A 19,054-nucleotide genomic window follows, 5' to 3' on the forward strand; every position below is an offset into this window, starting at 1 on the left:
TTGATTATTTTGGTAAGAAAAAACAGCTAACAAAGTTAGCTGTTTGCTCTCATGAATGCCCTCGGTGGGAGTCGAACCCACACGGTGTTGCCACCACTGGATTTTGAGTCCAGCGCGTCTGCCAATTCCGCCACAAGGGCATTTGCTGTATTTCACAACTATATTAGTATATCAACGGCAGACAAATCTGTCAACAAAAATATGCATTTTCTTTGATTAATTTTATTGATGATTTTTCTTGGCTTCGGCTTGCTCTTCAGCCACCGCTTCAGCGTGGCTCATTTGCCGCAAAACGTGGTCCACGTGATGCTCGGCATTATTGAGCAAAGTTAAGATATGGGAATCGTTCAGCTGGTAGTAGACGGACCGCCCTACTTTTTCTACCGTCACGACTTGCGCTTCTCGAAGCATTTGTAGCTGATGGGAAACGGCAGACTGCTCCATCGAGAGCTGGTCCACAATTTCAGAAACCGAACAAGGTTTTTCGCGCAATAGGGCTAAAATGGCCAAGCGCCTTTCCGACCCCAGCAATTTGAAAATTATACTCAATTCATGTTGGACATCTTTTTTCATACCCCTATTATAACAAGGAAAGTAAATGTGTCACTGTTCCAGCATCAAATAAAATGTAAATACCCAGGGCCACATAGACTAGCAATTGCATTAAATCACCATAGCGTTCAAAAAGATCTTGAACCTTCTGCACCTTCGCTAATCGGTAAGCTAAGAAAATGCAAATTGTCAAAATCGCTGTAAACATCAAAAAGATGATTGGTAAGGCTGCCCAATTAGCTAGCGAGAAATAAGGAATGTAGAGCGCTAAGTTATCGGCACCACAGCCAGCAATGGTCATCAAAACGACCGTCAAAACAATCCGCTGATTGGGCGTTTCTTGGACCTTGGTAACAAAAGTCTCACCCTCCTCTTCTCCCTCATTTGAGAAATAATTTTTTAAACCGATAGCAACCGGCACCAGACCCATGAGTCCCAAAAGCCACTCGGCCGGTATTTGCTTAAGTGCCCCACCAATCAGCAAAGCTGCTCCAACTAAAAGAGCATTGCCGAGGTAGGCGCCAAGAATGATTGGCCGCACCTGCGACTTCTGGCGAAAAGTGGCAAACAGTAAAACTAAAATTACGAAATAGTCAGATGTTGTTCCTAAATATGAAAAAAATCCTGTTATCAATGTCGTTGTCATTAGCCGCTCCTTTTATATGAATAACTTTTCATAAATTATGTTTTAGTATAACATGAAAATTTATTCATGCATAGAAGACAAAAAAACTGATAGCCATTAGCTACCAGTTTTTAAATAATTAATCCTTAACGATCAAAACAGAAATCTTGGCGTTACGGGCAATGTAAGCAGCCTGTGAACCGATTGATTCAAAGAAGCCTTCATGTGAGTGGGCCCCAACAACGATTAAATCAGCCCCAACCTGTGGTGCAATTTCATCGTTTAAGATTTCACCAGCCTTGATACCATCATCGAAGACAACCTTCACATTCTTCAAACCTTGTGAAAGTGCGTAATCACGGTACTTAGCCAGATTGTTTTCCAATTCTTGGCGTCGCTCCTTGATGAAATCCAGGTGCAAAGCAGAAATTGCTGACAAGTCACCCATTTCCAAAATTGTCGCGATAATTAATTGCGAATCATCTTCACGGGCTTGGTGAATCGCGTTTGACAAGGCGTGGTAGCCTTGTTCTGATTCATCAACACCAACAAGAATTGTCTTAAATTGCTTTGGTTCTACATCTAATTTTAATTCAGCCATTATTTGCCTCCAGTGAATGTTAGAACATCGTTACGACTTCGTTTATCGTTCCTGATTTAGCCGAAGTATTGTGGGAAGAATTGGTCAAGAACCAACCAAACGTTGATGGCAGTCAAGACAGCAAAACAAATCCAACCAGTCCAAGTAATCCACTTACTGTTAGCATATTCGCCCATAATCTTCTTTGAAGAAGTAAAGTAGATTAATGGTGCCATTGAGAATGGCAAGGCAATTGACAAGAAGACCTGTGTGGCAGTAATCAGGTTATCTAATTGGGCTTCGTTACCACCGTAAATAATGGTAATAGCCAAAACTGGAACCAAGGCGATTCCACGGGTAATCACACGACGGAGCCACATTGGCACGCGCAAGTGCAAGAAACCTTCCATGATGATTTCACCAGTCAAAGTACCAGTGATTGTTGAGTTCTGTCCAGAAGCCAACAAGGCAAGGGCAAACAACGTTGACAAGATTGGTGATGCAATTGCGCCGGCAATCTTTGAGTCACCCAAGGCGTTGTACATTGCCTTAAATGAATCCAATTCTTGAGCATGTCCGAAGAACAAAGCAGCACCAACAACCAAAAGCAAAGTGTTAACCACAAAGGCCAACGTCAATTGGATGTTTGAGTCCCAAGTCATCAAACGCACAGCGTCATGAACTTCTTCTGGGTTTTCGTGATCAACCTTACGAGTTTGTGAGATTGATGAGTGCAAGTACAAGTTGTGTGGCATAACCGTGGCACCAATGATACCAGCAGTCAAGATCAAAGGACTTTGCAAGCCCTTAAGTGATTCAGGTGAAATTACCTTTGGTTGTGGCACGTAGCCATAGAACAATGATGCCCAGTCAGGCTTTGACAAGATTGTCAGGTAGATGAAGACAACCAAGATGGTCATAATCAAAGTCATAACAATCGCTTCGATCTTGCGGAAACCAAACTTCATCAGCATCAACAGCAAGATAACATCGAAGGCCGTCAAGAACACCGTGACCAACAGTGGCCAACCAAAGAGCAAGTTCAAGGCGATGGCACCACCGACAACTTCGGCGATATCCGTTGCAATCAACGCTAACTCCGTCATGATCCAGAGTGAGTAGCGACCAAACTTGTTTGTCCGGTTTCCAGTAGCCTGAGCCAAATCTTCTTGCTTAACAATACCCAACTTACCAGCCATGTATTGCAAAAGCATCGCAATCAGTGAAGAAATCAAAACAATTGACAGCAACAAGTAGTGGTAAGAAGCACCACCGGCTACTGACGTGACCCAGTTACCTGGATCCATGTAACCAACGGCAACCAGGGCCCCAGGTCCTGAGAAAGCCATCAAACGCCGCCAGAAAGGGGCGCCCTTTGGCACTTCAATTGTGCCGTTTACTTCTTCCAAACTCTTATCGCCCGTGTGTTCGATAAGGGAATGGCTCTTCTTTACGGGATTATCCATAATATCTCTCCTTCGGAATTCTCCTTAGGGACGAAGCAATCAAATTCTCACTCGAAAAAAATGACCAAAGCAAAAAGGGCAGTCTGCCACCCTGACCTCATTGAAATTTAGGCAGACTGGTCCGTCTACCATGTGTTGTTTTTTTCAAGTGCTAAATAATTTTCATAAAGGATTTCATTCAACTTGGTTGTTGAAAGCTTATGAAAGCTACTTAACTCAATGACTTCTTCCTAAGTCTATAGTAAATATTACACCTGACAATTCTAAGGTCAAGTGATATTTTTGTAATGTTGCAAACCTATTGCAACATTTTTGGCCAAAAGGCTGTTATATCAGCCTTAAAGAATCATAAATGATTTAAAATTCACTTAATCTTTTTGTGGTTTCTCCTGATTTTTCACAATAAAAACAGGAATTATTCTAAATTAAATCAGAATCATTGTCGTTTTTCCTAACCAAACCACTGACCCATTTGTTCCAAAACCAGCCAAATATTAATCACAGTTAGAGCAATAAAGCAGAGCCAGCCAATGACGGTCACGCTCTTTTTATTCACAAACTGCCCCATGATTTTCTTTGAGGAAGTAAAATACAGGAGCGGTGCCATCGAAAATGGCAAAACAACGGAGAGAAAAACTTGCGTTCCGGTAATCAAAGCATCCAAATCATGCTCGTTACCGCCATACAAAACAGCAATGGCAATCACTGGTATGAGTGCAACGCCACGCGTAATCACGCGCCGCAACCACATCGGAATCTTAAAATGTAAGAAACCCTCCATGATGATTTCACCGGCTAAGGTGCCAGTAATGGTTGAATTTTGTCCGGATGCCAGGAGCGCCACCGCGAACAGCGTTGAGAGAAAGGGCGAGGCAATCGCACCAGCCATTTGCTGATTTTGCAAGGCCAAGTACATGCCTTTGAAGGATGCCAATTCATTGGCATGGCCATAAAAGAGAGCCGCTCCAACAATCAGGAGCAAAGCATTAACGATAAAGGCTAAGGTCAACTGACCATTGGAATCCCACGCCATCCACTTAATCGCCTCTTTAACCTCGGCAGGATTTTTCTTATCAACTTTGCGGGTCTGAACAATTGATGAATGCAAGTAAAGGTTGTGCGGTGTTACCGTAGCGCCGATAATGCCGGCCGTTAAGAACAATGGGCTCGACAAGCCATGGATTGCTTGCGTTGAAAGGACTTCTTTTTGTGGCATTAAGCCACCAAATACGCCGGCCAAATCAGGTTTTGATAAGAAAACCAAATATAAGCAAACAAATAAAATCGTTAAAATCAGGGTCATGACAATCGCTTCAATTTTACGAAAGCCGAACTTCATCAGCCCTAGCAATAAGATGACATCAAAGGCCGTCATGATGACGGTCAGCAAGAGCGGCCAGCCAAAGAGCAGGTTTAAGGCAATTGCCCCACCAACTACTTCGGCGATATCTGTCGCGATTAAGGCAAGTTCCGTGATAAACCAGAGAAAATACCGTGTCGCTTTCTTCGTTCGTTTAGCCGTTGCCTGAGCTAAATCTTCTTGGGTTACAATCCCTAATTTACCAGCCAGATACTGTAACAGCATACCAATGGCAGCAGACAGCATCACGACTGACATCAAGAGATAATGGTAAGATGCCCCACCCTGAACGGATGTCACCCAATTGCCAGGGTCCATATAGCCGACAGCGATTAATGCGCCCGGCCCTGAAAATGCGAGGAGGCGGCGCCAGAACGAACCTGATTTCGGGACGGCGATTGTACCGTTCACCTGTTCCAGGCTTTTATTCTGAGTGCCGCCTTGCATGAGCAATGCGCCATGTGGCTGATTATCTGCGGTTTGTTGTACCATCATGATAATGATTCTCCTTTGGAAAGTTAGATTCCTCAGGAAGGTGTCAAACGAATTAAATTGTCTTGAAAATCATCATTTTCTTTTCGCGCCAGTGTAAATATATATACTTAATAAATGCCGAAAAAGGCCAACAAGTTTTTGGCCGAAAAGGATGCAAGTGCTAAATAATTTTCATAACGTCCGCCAAGCACAAACTTGAAGTCTTATGAAAGCTAGTTAACCCGATTGGTCTTCCTAAGTTCTCGTTAATCATACACTGGTGAGCGCTCAGGTCAAGCCTAAACTGATTTTTCAACCTGATAGCCATTCAAATTTCAAAAGAAAAACGCCATGATAGCAAGCATCTTGGCGTTTTATCTCTTTTATTAAATTTTGTCTTCAATCAAAGCGCCGTCGGGCAAATTAGCCCGATCGACCACCTTAAATCACATTACAATTTTCTTTGTGTTCGGCTGCTTCTAACTGAATCGTGACGTGTTGGATGGCAAAATCAGCCTTCAAATCATCTTCAATTCGAGTTAAAAACTCCTGACCGTGATCATCATCGAAAACGTTATCATCAACGGATAAATGGACCGTCAACGCCGTTTCAGTGGTTGAAAGTGGCCAAATATGCAAGTCGTGCATCGCCAACACCCCTTCTTGGTTGACCAAATACTCGCTGATGGCAACTTCATCAACCGCCTCCGGTACAGCGTTAATCGCCAGGTTGACCGTTTCACGCATGACTGGCCAAGCAGAAGCCAAGATAATGACCCCAATAATCAGCGATACAATTGGATCAATCAGCTGCCAACCCGTTAGGTCAATCAGCCAACCTGCTAAGATGACACCAATGGAAACGCCGGCATCCGATAACAAGTGCAGATAAGCCGTTTTTGCATTTAAATCCTGGCCATGCTGGTGGCCATGTTCATCGGGCGTACCCGAAACCTTAAACAAAAGGGCTGTTGACAAGTTCACCACAATTCCAATTGCCGCCACGATGGTGATAATTGTCCCATTTGTATGAACTTGTCCCTGGGCAATTAAGTCGCGGACCCCTTCAATAAAAATCGTTCCAACCGCAAAGAGCAGCAAAATCATATTAAAAATTGAAGCTAGAATCGATACATTATGCCAGCCATACGTCTTCTTTTTAGTCGCCTTAATTGCAAAAACGAGGACGGCTAACCAGGCAATAACAAGCGCTAACACATCCGAAAGGTTGTGAAAGGCATCGGCAAATAAGGACGTCGAGTGGGCAATTTTTGCAAAAACTAATTCACTTAAAACGAAAATCAGATTAACGGTAATCCCGATAATATAGGGCTTTTGTGACAGCTGCTGAGGCGCTGCGTGCCCATGATGATGTTCGTGTATTTCTTGTTGACTCGGTGTTCTTGGTGCATGAACAGCGGTATTTTGCCGGTTGTCTCCTTGATCATTCGTCATAAAACTTCCTCCTGGAAAATATATTAATCTTTTTTCATATAAAATACAAATAAAAAACCTTCGTCTTGAAGACAAAGGTTTAAAATAACCAGTTGATTTTCACTTGGAAGCTGACTTGACCGTCAGTTCTTCAAAGAACTGACCCGCATCCCCCACAATTTGCTCAACCTGACTTGGCACCGGGATGGCAGTCAAATTAACCGCCATTAACCTTGCCGCTGGGTTGGCGTAAGCCAAAAGTCCAGCAAAGGGATAGACCCGAAAGGACGTTCCAACAACGACGACCAAATCAGCCTGCTGTACCCGGGAAATGGCTTCTTCAACGTGCTTTGGTTGCTCCCCATAGAAGGTAATATTTGGCCTGATTTTGGCGTGGTCAGACGACCGGTACAGACTCTTCTGGTATTCGGCTAACGTCGCCTTGGCGCCATCTTTTCGTGAATAATGTTTGGCTTAGCAGCTGGAAAATACAGATTTTCCTGCATAAATTTGTACTGAATTTCTGGGATTTCAGCAAAGGCCTGGTCGGACAAAAGATACTCCGGCGCAAGGTCGAGTCCCTGATAAACACCATTTTTTGATCGATAATCCGGAATACCCGAAAGGGTCGAAACCCCTGCTCCGGTCATAAAAACAATCGATTTTGCTTGATAAAAATTTTCTTGAATTGCTGGGCTAACAAGCATTGTCTCCCCCTCCTTCAATCACAATGTTACTGACGCAAAATATATGGCAAAGCCAACTTTGTTAACAGTTCTTTAACAGAAGTTTGGTATAGTTCGGTGAAAAACTTTGGTCGATCGGCCTCATCCTTTGGTGGCGTCACCACAAAGGTATTTTGGTGGTCTTGCTTACCGACACCGACAAAAGCCGTTTCCTTCGTTTGGAAATCAGTCATTTCGGAATGGAAGACTTCATAGAGGTTGGCAACCGACCCATCCAACTGGCGCTGTGACAAAACGGGCGTCAAAGTCACATACTGGTTAGCATTGACCGTTGGCAATTCTAATTCGGTTAAGCTTTCATCCAGCCCAGTAAACAAGCGAACCATTTGCTTGCGGATTTGCCGAGAATCCTTCAAATTAGCCGCCAAAATTGGTGCGACTAATTTCTCGGCCTGAGCAGTAGCCCGTGGATAATCCTCTTTTAGCGTTGCGAAAACGTCCGCTGCCAAATCAGCCAAACCAGCCTTATCAGCAGCTGCCAAAAAGACTTGCGCGTCCAAAACCGTTAGCAAGCGGAAGAGGTCCTCACCATCAACATTGGCTGCTTCGACTGACAATTCATCTTTAACGCCGGCCAAGAAGGCAGCTACCGTATCAGCAGTCAAGAAACCTTGCTTGGCCAACTCTTGATAAGTAATGGCATGCAAAACAGTCCGATGCAAGCGAGTCGCAATCGTAATTAGCTGTTGGTCCAAATCCTCATCATTAAAGGTCAAAGCAAAATAAATCTGTGGCGTAATGCCGTTCAGGGTCAAAACTAACTGCAAGAGTTCATTTCCCAGGACAAAATCAGCTTCCGTCTGGTCGGGCACCTCAATCAACAGGCGGTCTGCCAAAGCAGACTGTTCGGCACGGTCCATGCGGAGCAGCCCATCTTGCTTCTGCCCCACGCGGGTCATCACGGTACCAGGATAGACCTGATTTGCCTGCTCTAAGAGCTCATTTAACTTCGGATTCATGGTGACGCAGTTCTCCTAATAACTTTTTTGCATTTTCTTCGTTAATTGCTGGTGCCTTGGTTAATTTCTTAGCCAACGGCATGATTTCATCTGTCTTTGCACCGACTGAAATGGCCAGTAACCGAGCTTGCATCCGCATGTGCCCGGCTTGAATACCTTCGCCAGCAATCGCCTTTAAGGCAGCCAGGTTGGAGCTAAGGCCGACAGACAAAACAATTTTCTTCATTTCATCCAATGTTGGATTGCCCAATAAGGCTAAATTATCTTGTGCTTTAGTAAGACCGGCAATGGCGCCACCAACACGACCAAGGTTCAGTGGTAGAGAAAACTCCCCTTCCAGGAATTCATGGTCATCGCTCACCCGCCAGTTGGTTAAGGCCTGATATTGACCATTCCGACTGGCATAGGCATGGCCTGCAGCTTCAACCGCGCGCCAATCGTTTCCCAAGGCCAAAACAACGGCGGATAGGCCGTTAAAGATGCCCTTATTTTCAGTAACTGCCCGGTCAGGGTCAACTTTGGCAAAATCAGCTAGGTCAACGATCCGCTGTGCAGCGTCAAAGCCACCTAACGCTGTCACTGGCACACGACCAGTGACGCTCACAACACTTTGGTGACCTGCATTGGTCAAAATCGCCCCTAAAATTTGGTCATCAAAGGGTTCAAAGATCAATCGAATACTCTCCAAAATAGTGTTAACGGCATTGGCCCCCATCGACTGGCTCGTATCCACTAAAATATCAAGGCTTGCTCGATGTCCACTAACATGGCGGAGGTTAATGCTCCGTAAACCACCACCACGACGGTAAAGGCTTGGTTTGGCCTCTTCGGCTGCCTGGAAAATTTCATATTCGTTGGCAGTTACAAAGGACTGTAGCTGCTCAAAATCAATGTGTTCAAAGAGAATTTGACCACCCAGAATTGCCTGGCTGGTCCCAGCACTCTTAAAGCCACTACCCATCTTAAACAAACGGGCACCGTTATTAGCCGCTGCGATGACGGATGGTTCCTCAGTAACCATTGGCACTTGATAGGGCTGGTTATCCAAGACTAAATGCCGAACCATTCCCTCTGGGAGGGCAAAATCAGTCAAGTAATTTTCCACCAAATCCTGGTGTGCGACCTCTTGGTCTTTTACGAACCGCGCCATCAATTCTTCTGGCAAGTTCAATAAGTCGAGTCGTTCTTCTGGCGTTAATTCGTAAAATTTTTTAGTCATTAATTTGCTCTTTTTCCTCAAACAGGCTTTCGATTAGGCCTTCACGGACACCAGATTCTGAAAAAATTACCTGGGGGGCGTTTAAAACACTAATCAGGTTTAATACCGGCAACAGGCCCGATATGATAATATCGGCCCGGTTTTTTTCTAAGCCGGCGAGGTGTTCCCGCTCAGTTCGTGACATCTGAGCAATTTGATGAAAAATTTCGCCAACCTGGTTAGCTGGCATCATAAAGCCATGAAGGGCTTTCGGATGGTAAACCAATTCTTTTTCTTCGGCCATTTTTGCTAACGACCGATTTGCCCCCCCTAAAAGAATAACCGGTAGGTTTTGGCAGGCATCAATAAAGTGCAACTGGCGATAAGCAGCCTGAATATCCACATTCGCCTGCTCAATGTTGGCTGCATCAATCGTGTCAGCCAAGTGATAGCGCTCCGAAAGGTTAACAGCACCAAAAGGAACCGAAACCTCGGCTAACGCCTGGCCATTTTTGAAAGGAATTAATTCGACGGATGCACCACCAGTGTCTAGAATGACACCATTCAGCACATCTGGCAATGCTTCTCTGACGCCGAGAAAATCGTAGTGGGCCTCTTCTTGGCCGGTCAAGACTCGGAAGCTGATTTTTGCTTCGTCTTTGACCCGCTCCAGGAATTCTGCTTGATTTTTGGCAGAACGCACGGCTGCCGTTGTGATGGCATAAACCTCACTAACTTCGTAGTCTTCAATTTTTTGTCGATACTTTTGCAAGACTTTAATGGTCCGAGCCATCGGTTCCTCTTGTAAAATCAGATTTCGCCCCATGTTTTGCGAAAGTCTTGTATCTTCTTTTACACGCAAAATCTCCGTATACGTTTCATTTGAATGTAATTTTTCAATGACTAACCGCGTCGAATTGCTACCCAAGTCGATAATGGCAATTTTTCTATCTTGCATATCAGACCCCAATCGTTTGATTATTACTCAGTATAACACGAATAATCGGAAAGAAAAAAGCCAGCCGAGGCGTTTTTATCACCGCGAGCTGACTTCTTGATTCAAAGATTTATTGAACTAATTTTTCACCAATTTGTGCTAGAGCATAAGCTGCTGAACGTAACTGATCGGATGGCACATCACTAGCAAACTGGGAACCAGTTTCCTTATGTTTCAAACCAAGCTGAGACCTTAAGAGATTGGTTACCCGTTGCTTTTCAGAGGTTGGCACCATTTGGTAAGAAACACCCTCGTACATCACGCCCTGACCTTGCAAATGGTCAGAAACTTGGTTCTTCACAGCGCCACGGTACTTCTGGGCGATTTTAACAATGTCGTTAAAGGACAAATCAGTCTGGGCATTCTTTGAAATTGCCTTAACGAAACTTGGATCAATCAACGTCTTGACGTTCACTGCCTTCTTTAGCATTGCTTCCAATACCAAGCGTTGGCGCTGTTGACGACCATAATCACCCTGCGGATCATCATAGCGCATCCGTGAAAAGGCCAAGGCGGCATCACCGTCCATCACTGTCTTACTTGCTGACCAAGTCACACCGTTATCGGTTGACTTCTCGTAAGAAGTAGAACCCTTGTGGAAACGATACAAATCAGGGCCATAATCATGAGCTGTTGCTTGACTATATTGGAAGGAAAGTGGGGATTTAACTGAAACACCGCCAACCTTCTTAACCAAGGTTTCCAAGCCCTTCATATTAACTAGCGCATAAGTATCAATTGGCACGTTTAAGTAGTTTTGAACAGCCTTCATGGAAGCACCAACGCCATCCAAACTATAAGCAGCATTTAACTTCTGTGGGAAGGTATCCTCATCACCTGGAATTGCTGTCATAATATCACGTGGAATTGAAACCATCGTGACCTTATTTTCCGTTGGGTTGACGGTGGCTACCATCATTGAATCACTCAAACCTGTTCGATCACGATCAAGTTCTCCAGTATCAGTTCCCAAAATCAAAATTGAGAATGACTTGCCCTGGGCAATCAAACTTGAGACATCTCGGGTCTTTGAAATTTTAGCCGATTTTTGAATTGAATCAATGGAACCTTTATATTCGCTATAGAGGTAAGCACCCCATCCGATTACACCAACCACGATGGCAAGTAGGATATATAAAATCCAACGTTTCACACGACTCTTCTTTTTCTTTGTTTGACGGACTTCATCAAACCGCCGTTGCCGTGAAAATTCATTATTATTTTGATCTGCCATAAGAACTTCGACACTCCATTTTTTTCGCCGTATTTGCGCGCTTCCTGGCTGCGCTCTCATGTTTCCTTATCTTACCACAAATGTAGTTGAATCAATAAAATATGGAGCTATCTGTCTACTTACTATCCACATTTAACTTTTTCTTAAACAAAAAAACACCTACATACTAATGTAAGTGTTTTAGTTTAAATTAAGATTAATCGGTTAAGATTAGCCAGCGATACCAACGATAGTACCGTCAACGATTCCAAATCCAACCTTTGTGAAGCTGGCGTTCATCAACCAGTTACGGTGAGCTGGTGCAGCAATCATACCAGTTTCGTTGTACCATGCATCAACAACTTGGCTTGGAGCCCAGTCGATTGCCACAACTTCAGGTCCAGCAACTTGTTGCATGTGACCAGTTGGCAAACCACCGTTTGCAACGGCGTTTTCAGCACGTGATTGTGCACGAGCAGCCAATGAAGCATCGTATGATACAGGTGCCAAACCAGCAGCTGCACGCTTAGCGTTCATAGCGTTGATGATTGTTTGAACTGAACCGCTAGCACCGGCTGAGTAAGTGCTGTAGTTAGCTGAAGATGAAGTAGTAGCAGCTTGTGCTTGAGTGTTTGTGTTTGTAGTAGCTTGTGTTTGAGTAGTTGCTGAAGAAGCAGTAGCAGCTGCGGCAGCGGCAGTACCTGCAGCTTCTGTCTGAGCAGTTGCCGTAGTTGTGTTAGCAGCTGCGGCTGCGGCTGTCCCAGCAGCGGTTCCATCAGTCTTGATGATGTCACCAACAAAAATCAAGTTAACGTTTTGAATGTTGTTCTTTGAAGCCAAGTCATCAACAGTCGTGTTGTTGTTGGCAGCGATTTGTGACAAGGTATCCCCTGCCTTAACAGTAATATCGTTGGCTGAAGCAACTGCTCCGGCACCTGCAAATGCAGCTGCACCAGCCACCGTCGCTAAAATAGTTTTGGTAATATTATTCTTCATGAGAGACATCTCCATTTTTTCTGCTTATGTTTGATTAGTAAGTGCTTAACTTACGCTTAATCTATATATTCATTTTAGACACTGGTTATTGCTGGCCCCTTTCTGTAATGTTACACAGACATTACATTTGACTCTTTTGAATTACAAAGAGCCCTTATAGAGCAAAGAGCCATAGGTAAAACCTGCTCCAAAACCAGTCAACAAGACCTTTTTCTCTGCTAAATCCGTACTTTCTCGCAACTGGTCAAAGGCCATCGCAATCCCCGCAGAGGACGAATTACCATACTTTTCGACGTTCGTGATGAACTTTGCCATTGGTTGATTCAAGGCATCAGCCACCTTCTCAATCATCCTCAGGTTGGCTTGGTGCAAAATCACATAGTCCACATCATCAATTGTTAAGTCTTGCCCTGCCAAGAATTGTTGGATATGATTTGGAATCAAAGTGGTCACTTCTTGATAAACCATCCGTCCTTCCTGAAAAAAGGCATCAATCTTTGGATAGTTGTCGGCGCTCAAAGATGTTAATGGCTCGATTCGACCGGAATGGACAACATCTGCATCACCTATCGTATGCAAATCAGTGGCCAAGACTTCGCCTTGTTCGCTAGGGGCTAACAAAACAGCGCCAGCACCATCACCAAAGAAAACGGTACTCGTTCGATCACGGAAATCCATCATCTTCGAGTTCACTTCAGCAGCAATCACCAAGCCATACCGGTATTGCCCAGTCTTCATAAAGTTATCGGCTGTCGTCAAACCAAAAACAAAGCCGGCACAAGCAGTTGATAGATCAAAGCCAAAGGCCTTTTTGGCTCCTAAATTACGTTGCACCAAAGCTGCCGTTGAAGGTGCCAGGCCATCCGGGGTAAAAGTGGTTACAATGATAAAATCAACTTCTTCGGCCGAAACACCTGCTTCGTTTAGCGCTTGCTGGGCCGCCTTCGTTGCCAAATCAGACGTATTTTCCCCTTGTAAAGAGACATGCCGTTCCTGTATTCCGGTGTGACTGACAATCCATTCGTCCGAAGTATCAATCACTTTCGCCAAGTCATCGTTCGTGACAACATCTTCTGGCACATAATGACCACTGGCGATTATTTTACTTCCAAACATATTATTACCTATATAAATAAAACCAATCCATCTTGGAACTTCGTCAATATGTGTAAATCGTCTTACTAATTTACACGGCTCATATTAACCTAACATAAAAACCCCACCAAAGGTGAGGATTTTTATTACTATTCAGTTATTTTACCCTTGCGCTTGTAAATCAGCAATGCGCTTTTGAGTTGAAGCAAGCTTTTCTTCCCAGTCAGCAAGCTTCTCACGTTCGGCAGCAACAACCTTTTCAGGCGCCGAATTGACAAACTTTTCGTTTGAAAGCTTACCATTGGCACGAGCAACTTCCTTTTGGAACTTGTCAGCTTCACCTTGGAGGCGACTGATTTCCGCTTCAATATCAATCAAACCAGCCAACGGGACATAAACTTCCGCACCAGTGATGACCTGTGACATGGCCAATTGCGGCACAGTCACGTCCGTATCAATCGTCAAAGATTCTGGCTTGACAAAGCGATCAATATAGTCCGCATTTTCATTAAAGATTGACTTCAATGCTGGATCCGTGACCTTGATAATCACGTTGATTGGCTTTGACATTGGTGCCTTTGCTTCGGCGCGGATGTTACGAACAGCAACAATCAAATCTTGCAAAGACTTGAAGGAAGCGGCTGCTTCAGCATTCGCCAAAGATTCTTGGTAAACAGGATAAGCTTGGATACCGAGGTGTTCATCCTTGCCCTTTTGCTGTGGCATTTCTTGCCAAATAGCTTCAGAAACAAACGGCATGATTGGTTGGAGCAAGCGCAACGTTTGATCCAAAACATAGGCCAAAGTTTGCTGAACAGCTGTTTTATCCCCATCGCCATTCAATGATTCCTTAGTCATTTCAACGTACCAATCGGCCAAATCAGACCAGATAAAGTTGTACAAATCACGACCAGCTTCACCGAATTCAAACTTCTCGAAGTTTTCAGAAACTTCCTTAACCGTTGCATTCAAGCGGTCCAAAATCCATTGATCGGCCAGCGTTTGTTGGTCCTTAGCTGGCACTTCAGCCTTCGTGTCATCATCGAGGTTCATGATGACATAGCGGGCAACGTTCCAAATCTTGTTAATGAAGTTCCAGGCCGCATCCATCTTTTCATAAGTAAAGCGGACGTCTTGACCAGGTGTTGAACCCGTTGCCAGGAACCAACGTAAGGCATCGGCACCATACTTTTCAATCACGTCCATTGGGTCAACACCGTTACCCAATGACTTTGACATCTTGCGACCTTCACCATCACGAATCAAGCCGTGAATCAAGACGTTCTTAAATGGTCGTTGACCAGTAAACTCTTTTCCTTGGAACATCATTCGGGCAACCCAGAAGAAGATAATATCATAACCAGTTACCAAGGTATTCGTTGGATAGTACTTGGCATAGTCGCCGTCCAAGTCGTTTGGCCAGCCCATCGTTGAAAATGGCCAAAGGGCTGAAGAGAACCAAGTATCCAAAACATCTGGGTCACGTTCCCAATCAGCGCCAGGCGCCTCTGTCCCAACGTACATTTCTTCTCGGTCCGTTCCCTTGTTCTTGTACCAGGCTGGAATTTGGTGGCCCCACCAGAGTTGACGTGAAATTACCCAGTCGCGGATGTTTTCCATCCAGCGGGTAAAGGTATCTTCAAATCGACCAGGAACAAAGTTTACCTTTTCGTCAGCATTTTGCTGCATGGCCAAAATTTGCTTAGCCAATGGCTCCATTTTAACGAACCACTGTGTTGAAAGACGTGATTCGATTTGAACACCTGTCCGTTCAGAGTGGCCAACTGAGTGAACCAGTGGTTCTACTTCAAGCATGAACCCTTGTTCTTGCAAATCAGCGACCATGGCTTTACGGCCTTCGAAACGATCAAGGCCAACATACTTGCCGGCGTTTTCGTTCAAATGAGCATCTTCCGTCATCGTGTTGATGCGTTCCAAATCATGACGATTTCCGACTTGGAAATCGTTTGGATCGTGGGCTGGCGTAATCTTGACCATTCCAGTTCCAAAGTCTTTTTCAACATATTCATCAGCGATAATTGGAATCTCACGGTTAACAAGCGGTACCTTAACCGTCTTGCCAATCAAGTCCTTGTAGCGTTCGTCTGATGGATGAACAGCAACGGCAACGTCTCCGAACATCGTTTCTGGACGCGTTGTAGCAATTTCGATATAGTCCTTACCATTCAACGTTGTACCATCCGTAAATGGATACTTGACGTGGTAGAAGGCACCTTCATCATCTTGATAAATGACTTCAATATCTGACAAAGCCGTTCGAGCCTGTGGGTCCCAGTTAATAATATATTCACCACGGTAAATCAGACCCTTATTATACAAATCGATAAAGACCTTGTTAACCGCCTGGTTTAGCCCTTCATCCAATGTAAAGCGTTCACGGCTATAGTCCAACGACAAGCCCATCTTGCCCCATTGTTGCTTGATGGTTGAAGCATATTCGTTTTTCCAGTCCCACACTTGTTCGACAAATTTTTCGCGACCCAAACCATAGCGGGAAACACCTTGTTCGCGCAGACGTTGTTCAACCTTAGCTTGAGTAGCGATACCAGCATGATCCATTCCTGGCAACCACAATGTATCAAAGCCTTGCATCCGCTTTTGCCGGATTAACATATCCTGCAAAGTTGTATCCCAGGCATGACCAAGGTGCAACTTACCGGTAACGTTTGGTGGTGGAATCACCACTGAGTAAGGTTCTGGTTCTTGACCCTGAATGGCCTGATTTGCTTCTGGTGCAAACAAATCATTATCCAACCAGTCTTGGTAACGGCCAGCCTCAACGGCTGTTGGATCGTACTTGGTTGACATTTCAACTTCACGCATAGCAAATCTCCTTTAATAGTAATGTGGCCTGTGGTCCAAAATAAAAAGCGCCCTAATCTTTCGATTAGGACGCTTACACGTGGTACCACCTAAATTGCTATCGACAATTTTGATAGCCACTCATTCATTAACATTTTTAACGCCAAAGCAACCTTCCACATTAACAGTCCTAGTTTTCACCACCCACTAGGTCTCTCACAGCTGCGCTTGTGTACTCCTCATTAGCTTCCCTAAGTGTACAAAGGACCATGAAAATAGTCAAGCTAATTTTATGCCATGACTAATCCTTCATAACCTTTTATATACAAGAACTTGCGTATTAAGCAACCTTCTTCTGTGCTGCTTGGAGGGCCGCTTGAGCCGCCTGTAGCTGACCATTTGCCTGATTCAACGCACTCTGTGCACTTTGCTTATCATTATCATTCGTTGCACTATTAACCTTATTTTGTGCAGCAGTAACTGCCGCTTGAGCACTCGTTACAGCATTTTGAAACGGTTGGAGATAAGCAATAGCATCAGATTGCGCTTTCGCATCAGCTGCATCTTTTGCAGCTTTTGAAGACGACGCAGCGGCAGCAGACTGTGCAGCAGCTGCAGAAGATTGTGCTGCTGCTAATGCAGCTGAATTAGATGCCGCCGTGTTATTAGTTGAACTTGAAGACGTTGTTGTATCGTCTGTATCGTCAGAATCAGATGATGACGAATCACCAAAGTCGTAAGTATGCTTCTTAGACGATGAGTATGAAATATCCGGTGTTGGTGTATCACTTGATTTCTTAGATGAAGCTGACCCAATCATGTAAAAGGCCACCCCACCGACAATCAAAACAAGAATTAACCAAAACCACCATTGCTTATAAAATCGACGCTTACGGCCATCCGTCTTCCGCCGTTGAGAACGAGATAACATAAATAGAACCTTCCTTTGCCAGTAACCATTTTCCGTAAAATCCGCTCTTTTTATCTAAACATTTTGGGATTAAATCGAAATATAACAGCTGAAATGATTCGGCCGTCCTTGGCTATTCTGTACTTGATATTGCTACTAATCATCAAACAAATAGCTACTGTTTGTCTGAAAATTTCTGGCTAGCTAAACTAGCTTCACTCTTTTATTTTAGCAGGCTTTTGTGAAAAGAGCCAATTTTCAGCAAAAGAAAAAGCACCCTTTCGGGTGCTTTCTAAACAAACTTTTACCAAACAAAGAGACCAACCATTGCTGCTGAGAATAATGAAACCAAAATTCCAGACAACAACAAGTAAACAACGTTCTTAGCGATCACTTCGTTCTTTTCCTTGTTAACCAAGCCCTTGAAGGCTCCGATAATCATACCGATTGTTGACAAGTTGGCAAATGACGTTAAGAAGACCGTCAAAACTGCCTTATAGTGTGGTGCGTAATGAGCAATTTCACCAGTTACCTTACCCATGACAACGAATTCATTGGTCACCAACTTCGTTCCCATGAATTGTGCCAAATCGAAGGCAGTCTGGTTGCCGAAGCCCATCAACCAAGCAAATGGGAACATCACAATTCCCAAGATGTGCTCCAATGACAACCAAGGGTTGACCCAAGCCAAAATCTTGTCGACAAGTGCAGCCAAGGCAACGAAGGCAATCACGTTGGCAGCGATAATCAAGATCAACTTACCGGCGCCCAAGATTGAGTCGCCCAAGAATGAGAAGAATGGTTCGCGTGCTGGCTTTTCAGCCTTTTCGATTTCTTCTTGTGCTAATTCTTGTGAGCCAGATTCAGCGTTTTCTGCTGCAGGAGCAGCAGTACCGATTGTCGCAATGGTATCTTCTTCCTCAGTTACTTCAACTGGGTTCAAGATTGATGTCACAATCAAAGCGTTAATCACGTTGATTGGCACAGCAGTCAAGATATACATTGCAGGCATCATTTGCATATAAGAACCAAGGATTGATGCCGTCACACAAGACATTGACATCATCGCCAACGTCAAGTTACGTGAAGCCTTCATCTGGTTCAATTGGATACCAGAAACCGCGAGTGCTTCCGTGTTTCCCAAGAACATCATTTCAACTGAGAAAAATGATTCGAACTTAGGTTGACCGGAAAGCTTTGACAAACCGCGACCAACCCACTTAATAATAAATGGCAAGACCCCGATATAAGTCAAAATGTCAAACAATGGCACAACCAAGAGGATTGGCAACAACGCTGAAACAACGAAGTTTGATGGCAAAGCCATTCCAGTTGGCTTCAAAGCGAAGTCAATTCCAGCACTGGCAGCAGAAATCAAGCTGTCAAAGCCAGAAGCGGCTCCCTTAACAAGGCTCCGACCCAACGGAAAGCCTGTCAAAAGCCAAGCTAAGACCAAGTTGGTGACAACCATGATTGAAACCGACTTCCAATTAATGGCTGAACGGTTTTTTGAAAACAAGACGGCCAAGGCGATAAACACCAAAAGACCGATGATGTTAATGAACAAATACATGATGTGATACTCCCTTAAATTTAAAAATCACGGTTTCTTCAAACATATCAATT

The 19,054-nt window shown here is 44.3% G+C and carries 15 protein-coding genes, 1 tRNA gene and 1 pseudogene; all 17 read right to left on the bottom strand.

Translation table 11 applies throughout. The features are described from left to right. Window positions 1-56: 56 nt before the first annotated feature. The 17 genes and pseudogenes from FT12353_RS04795 to FT12353_RS04875 all read right to left on the bottom strand — a co-directional run bounded on the left by FT12353_RS04795 (window position 57) and on the right by FT12353_RS04875 (window position 19,001). Window positions 57-140, bottom strand: a tRNA-Leu gene (locus FT12353_RS04795). Between the two features lie 82 nt (window positions 141-222). Beyond that, window positions 223-573, bottom strand: a complete 351-nt coding sequence (locus FT12353_RS04800) for an ArsR/SmtB family transcription factor (protein WP_059393817.1) — start codon at window positions 571-573, stop codon at window positions 223-225. 7 nt (window positions 574-580) lie between these two features. Then, a complete protein-coding gene (locus FT12353_RS04805) occupies window positions 581-1,198 on the bottom strand; it encodes a cadmium resistance transporter (protein WP_059393818.1) in 618 nt (205 codons plus the stop codon). Window positions 1,199-1,316: 118 nt separating this feature from the next. Then, on the bottom strand, window positions 1,317-1,778 hold the full coding sequence (locus tag FT12353_RS04810) for a universal stress protein (protein ID WP_059393819.1): 462 nt from the start codon (window positions 1,776-1,778) through the stop codon (window positions 1,317-1,319). Window positions 1,779-1,834: 56 nt separating this feature from the next. Next, a complete protein-coding gene (locus FT12353_RS04815; RefSeq protein WP_059393820.1) occupies window positions 1,835-3,223 on the bottom strand; it encodes an Nramp family divalent metal transporter in 1,389 nt (462 codons plus the stop codon). Between the two features lie 451 nt (window positions 3,224-3,674). Continuing rightward, window positions 3,675-5,075, bottom strand: a complete 1,401-nt coding sequence (locus FT12353_RS04820; protein WP_059393861.1) for an Nramp family divalent metal transporter — start codon at window positions 5,073-5,075, stop codon at window positions 3,675-3,677. A gap of 423 nt (window positions 5,076-5,498) precedes the next feature. Continuing rightward, window positions 5,499-6,512 carry a cation diffusion facilitator family transporter gene (locus FT12353_RS04825; protein ID WP_203618905.1) on the bottom strand — a complete coding sequence of 338 codons (1,014 nt, stop codon included), beginning with the start codon at window positions 6,510-6,512 and terminating at the stop codon, window positions 5,499-5,501. 99 nt (window positions 6,513-6,611) lie between these two features. After that, window positions 6,612-7,198 (bottom strand): annotated as a pseudogene (locus FT12353_RS04830) (Sir2 family NAD-dependent protein deacetylase). A gap of 26 nt (window positions 7,199-7,224) precedes the next feature. Beyond that, window positions 7,225-8,196, bottom strand: a complete 972-nt coding sequence (locus tag FT12353_RS04835) for a nitrate ABC transporter ATPase (RefSeq protein ID WP_203618907.1) — start codon at window positions 8,194-8,196, stop codon at window positions 7,225-7,227. Next, complete coding sequence (locus tag FT12353_RS04840; protein ID WP_203618909.1) at window positions 8,177-9,415, bottom strand: hydroxymethylglutaryl-coenzyme A reductase family protein; 1,239 nt, start codon at window positions 9,413-9,415, stop codon at window positions 8,177-8,179. Before FT12353_RS04840 ends, FT12353_RS04835 begins: the two co-directional genes overlap by 20 nt. Continuing rightward, window positions 9,408-10,352, bottom strand: a complete 945-nt coding sequence (locus FT12353_RS04845) for a Ppx/GppA phosphatase family protein (RefSeq protein ID WP_203618911.1) — start codon at window positions 10,350-10,352, stop codon at window positions 9,408-9,410. Before FT12353_RS04845 ends, FT12353_RS04840 begins: the two co-directional genes overlap by 8 nt. 109 nt (window positions 10,353-10,461) lie before the next feature. Further along, entirely contained in the window at window positions 10,462-11,625 is a 1,164-nt protein-coding gene (locus FT12353_RS04850; RefSeq protein ID WP_059393825.1) for an LCP family glycopolymer transferase, read from the bottom strand. 210 nt (window positions 11,626-11,835) lie between these two features. Continuing rightward, window positions 11,836-12,600, bottom strand: coding sequence for a CAP domain-containing protein (locus tag FT12353_RS04855; protein WP_059393826.1), 765 nt, complete (start codon window positions 12,598-12,600; stop codon window positions 11,836-11,838). A 141-nt stretch (window positions 12,601-12,741) separates the two neighbouring features. Further along, window positions 12,742-13,716 carry a beta-ketoacyl-ACP synthase III gene (locus FT12353_RS04860; RefSeq protein ID WP_059393827.1) on the bottom strand — a complete coding sequence of 325 codons (975 nt, stop codon included), beginning with the start codon at window positions 13,714-13,716 and terminating at the stop codon, window positions 12,742-12,744. Between the two features lie 141 nt (window positions 13,717-13,857). Continuing rightward, the gene (locus FT12353_RS04865; RefSeq protein ID WP_203618919.1) at window positions 13,858-16,539 is read right to left on the bottom strand and encodes a valine--tRNA ligase; all 2,682 of its coding nucleotides are present in this window, start codon (window positions 16,537-16,539) and stop codon (window positions 13,858-13,860) included. Window positions 16,540-16,858: 319 nt separating this feature from the next. Next, entirely contained in the window at window positions 16,859-17,449 is a 591-nt protein-coding gene (locus FT12353_RS04870) for a hypothetical protein (RefSeq protein ID WP_059393829.1), read from the bottom strand. A 283-nt stretch (window positions 17,450-17,732) separates the two neighbouring features. Further along, window positions 17,733-19,001 carry a NupC/NupG family nucleoside CNT transporter gene (locus FT12353_RS04875; RefSeq protein WP_059393830.1) on the bottom strand — a complete coding sequence of 423 codons (1,269 nt, stop codon included), beginning with the start codon at window positions 18,999-19,001 and terminating at the stop codon, window positions 17,733-17,735. Window positions 19,002-19,054 lie beyond the last annotated feature (53 nt).

The sequence above is a fragment of the Fructobacillus tropaeoli genome (assembly GCF_016860625.1).
Lineage (GTDB): Bacteria > Bacillota > Bacilli > Lactobacillales > Lactobacillaceae > Fructobacillus > Fructobacillus tropaeoli.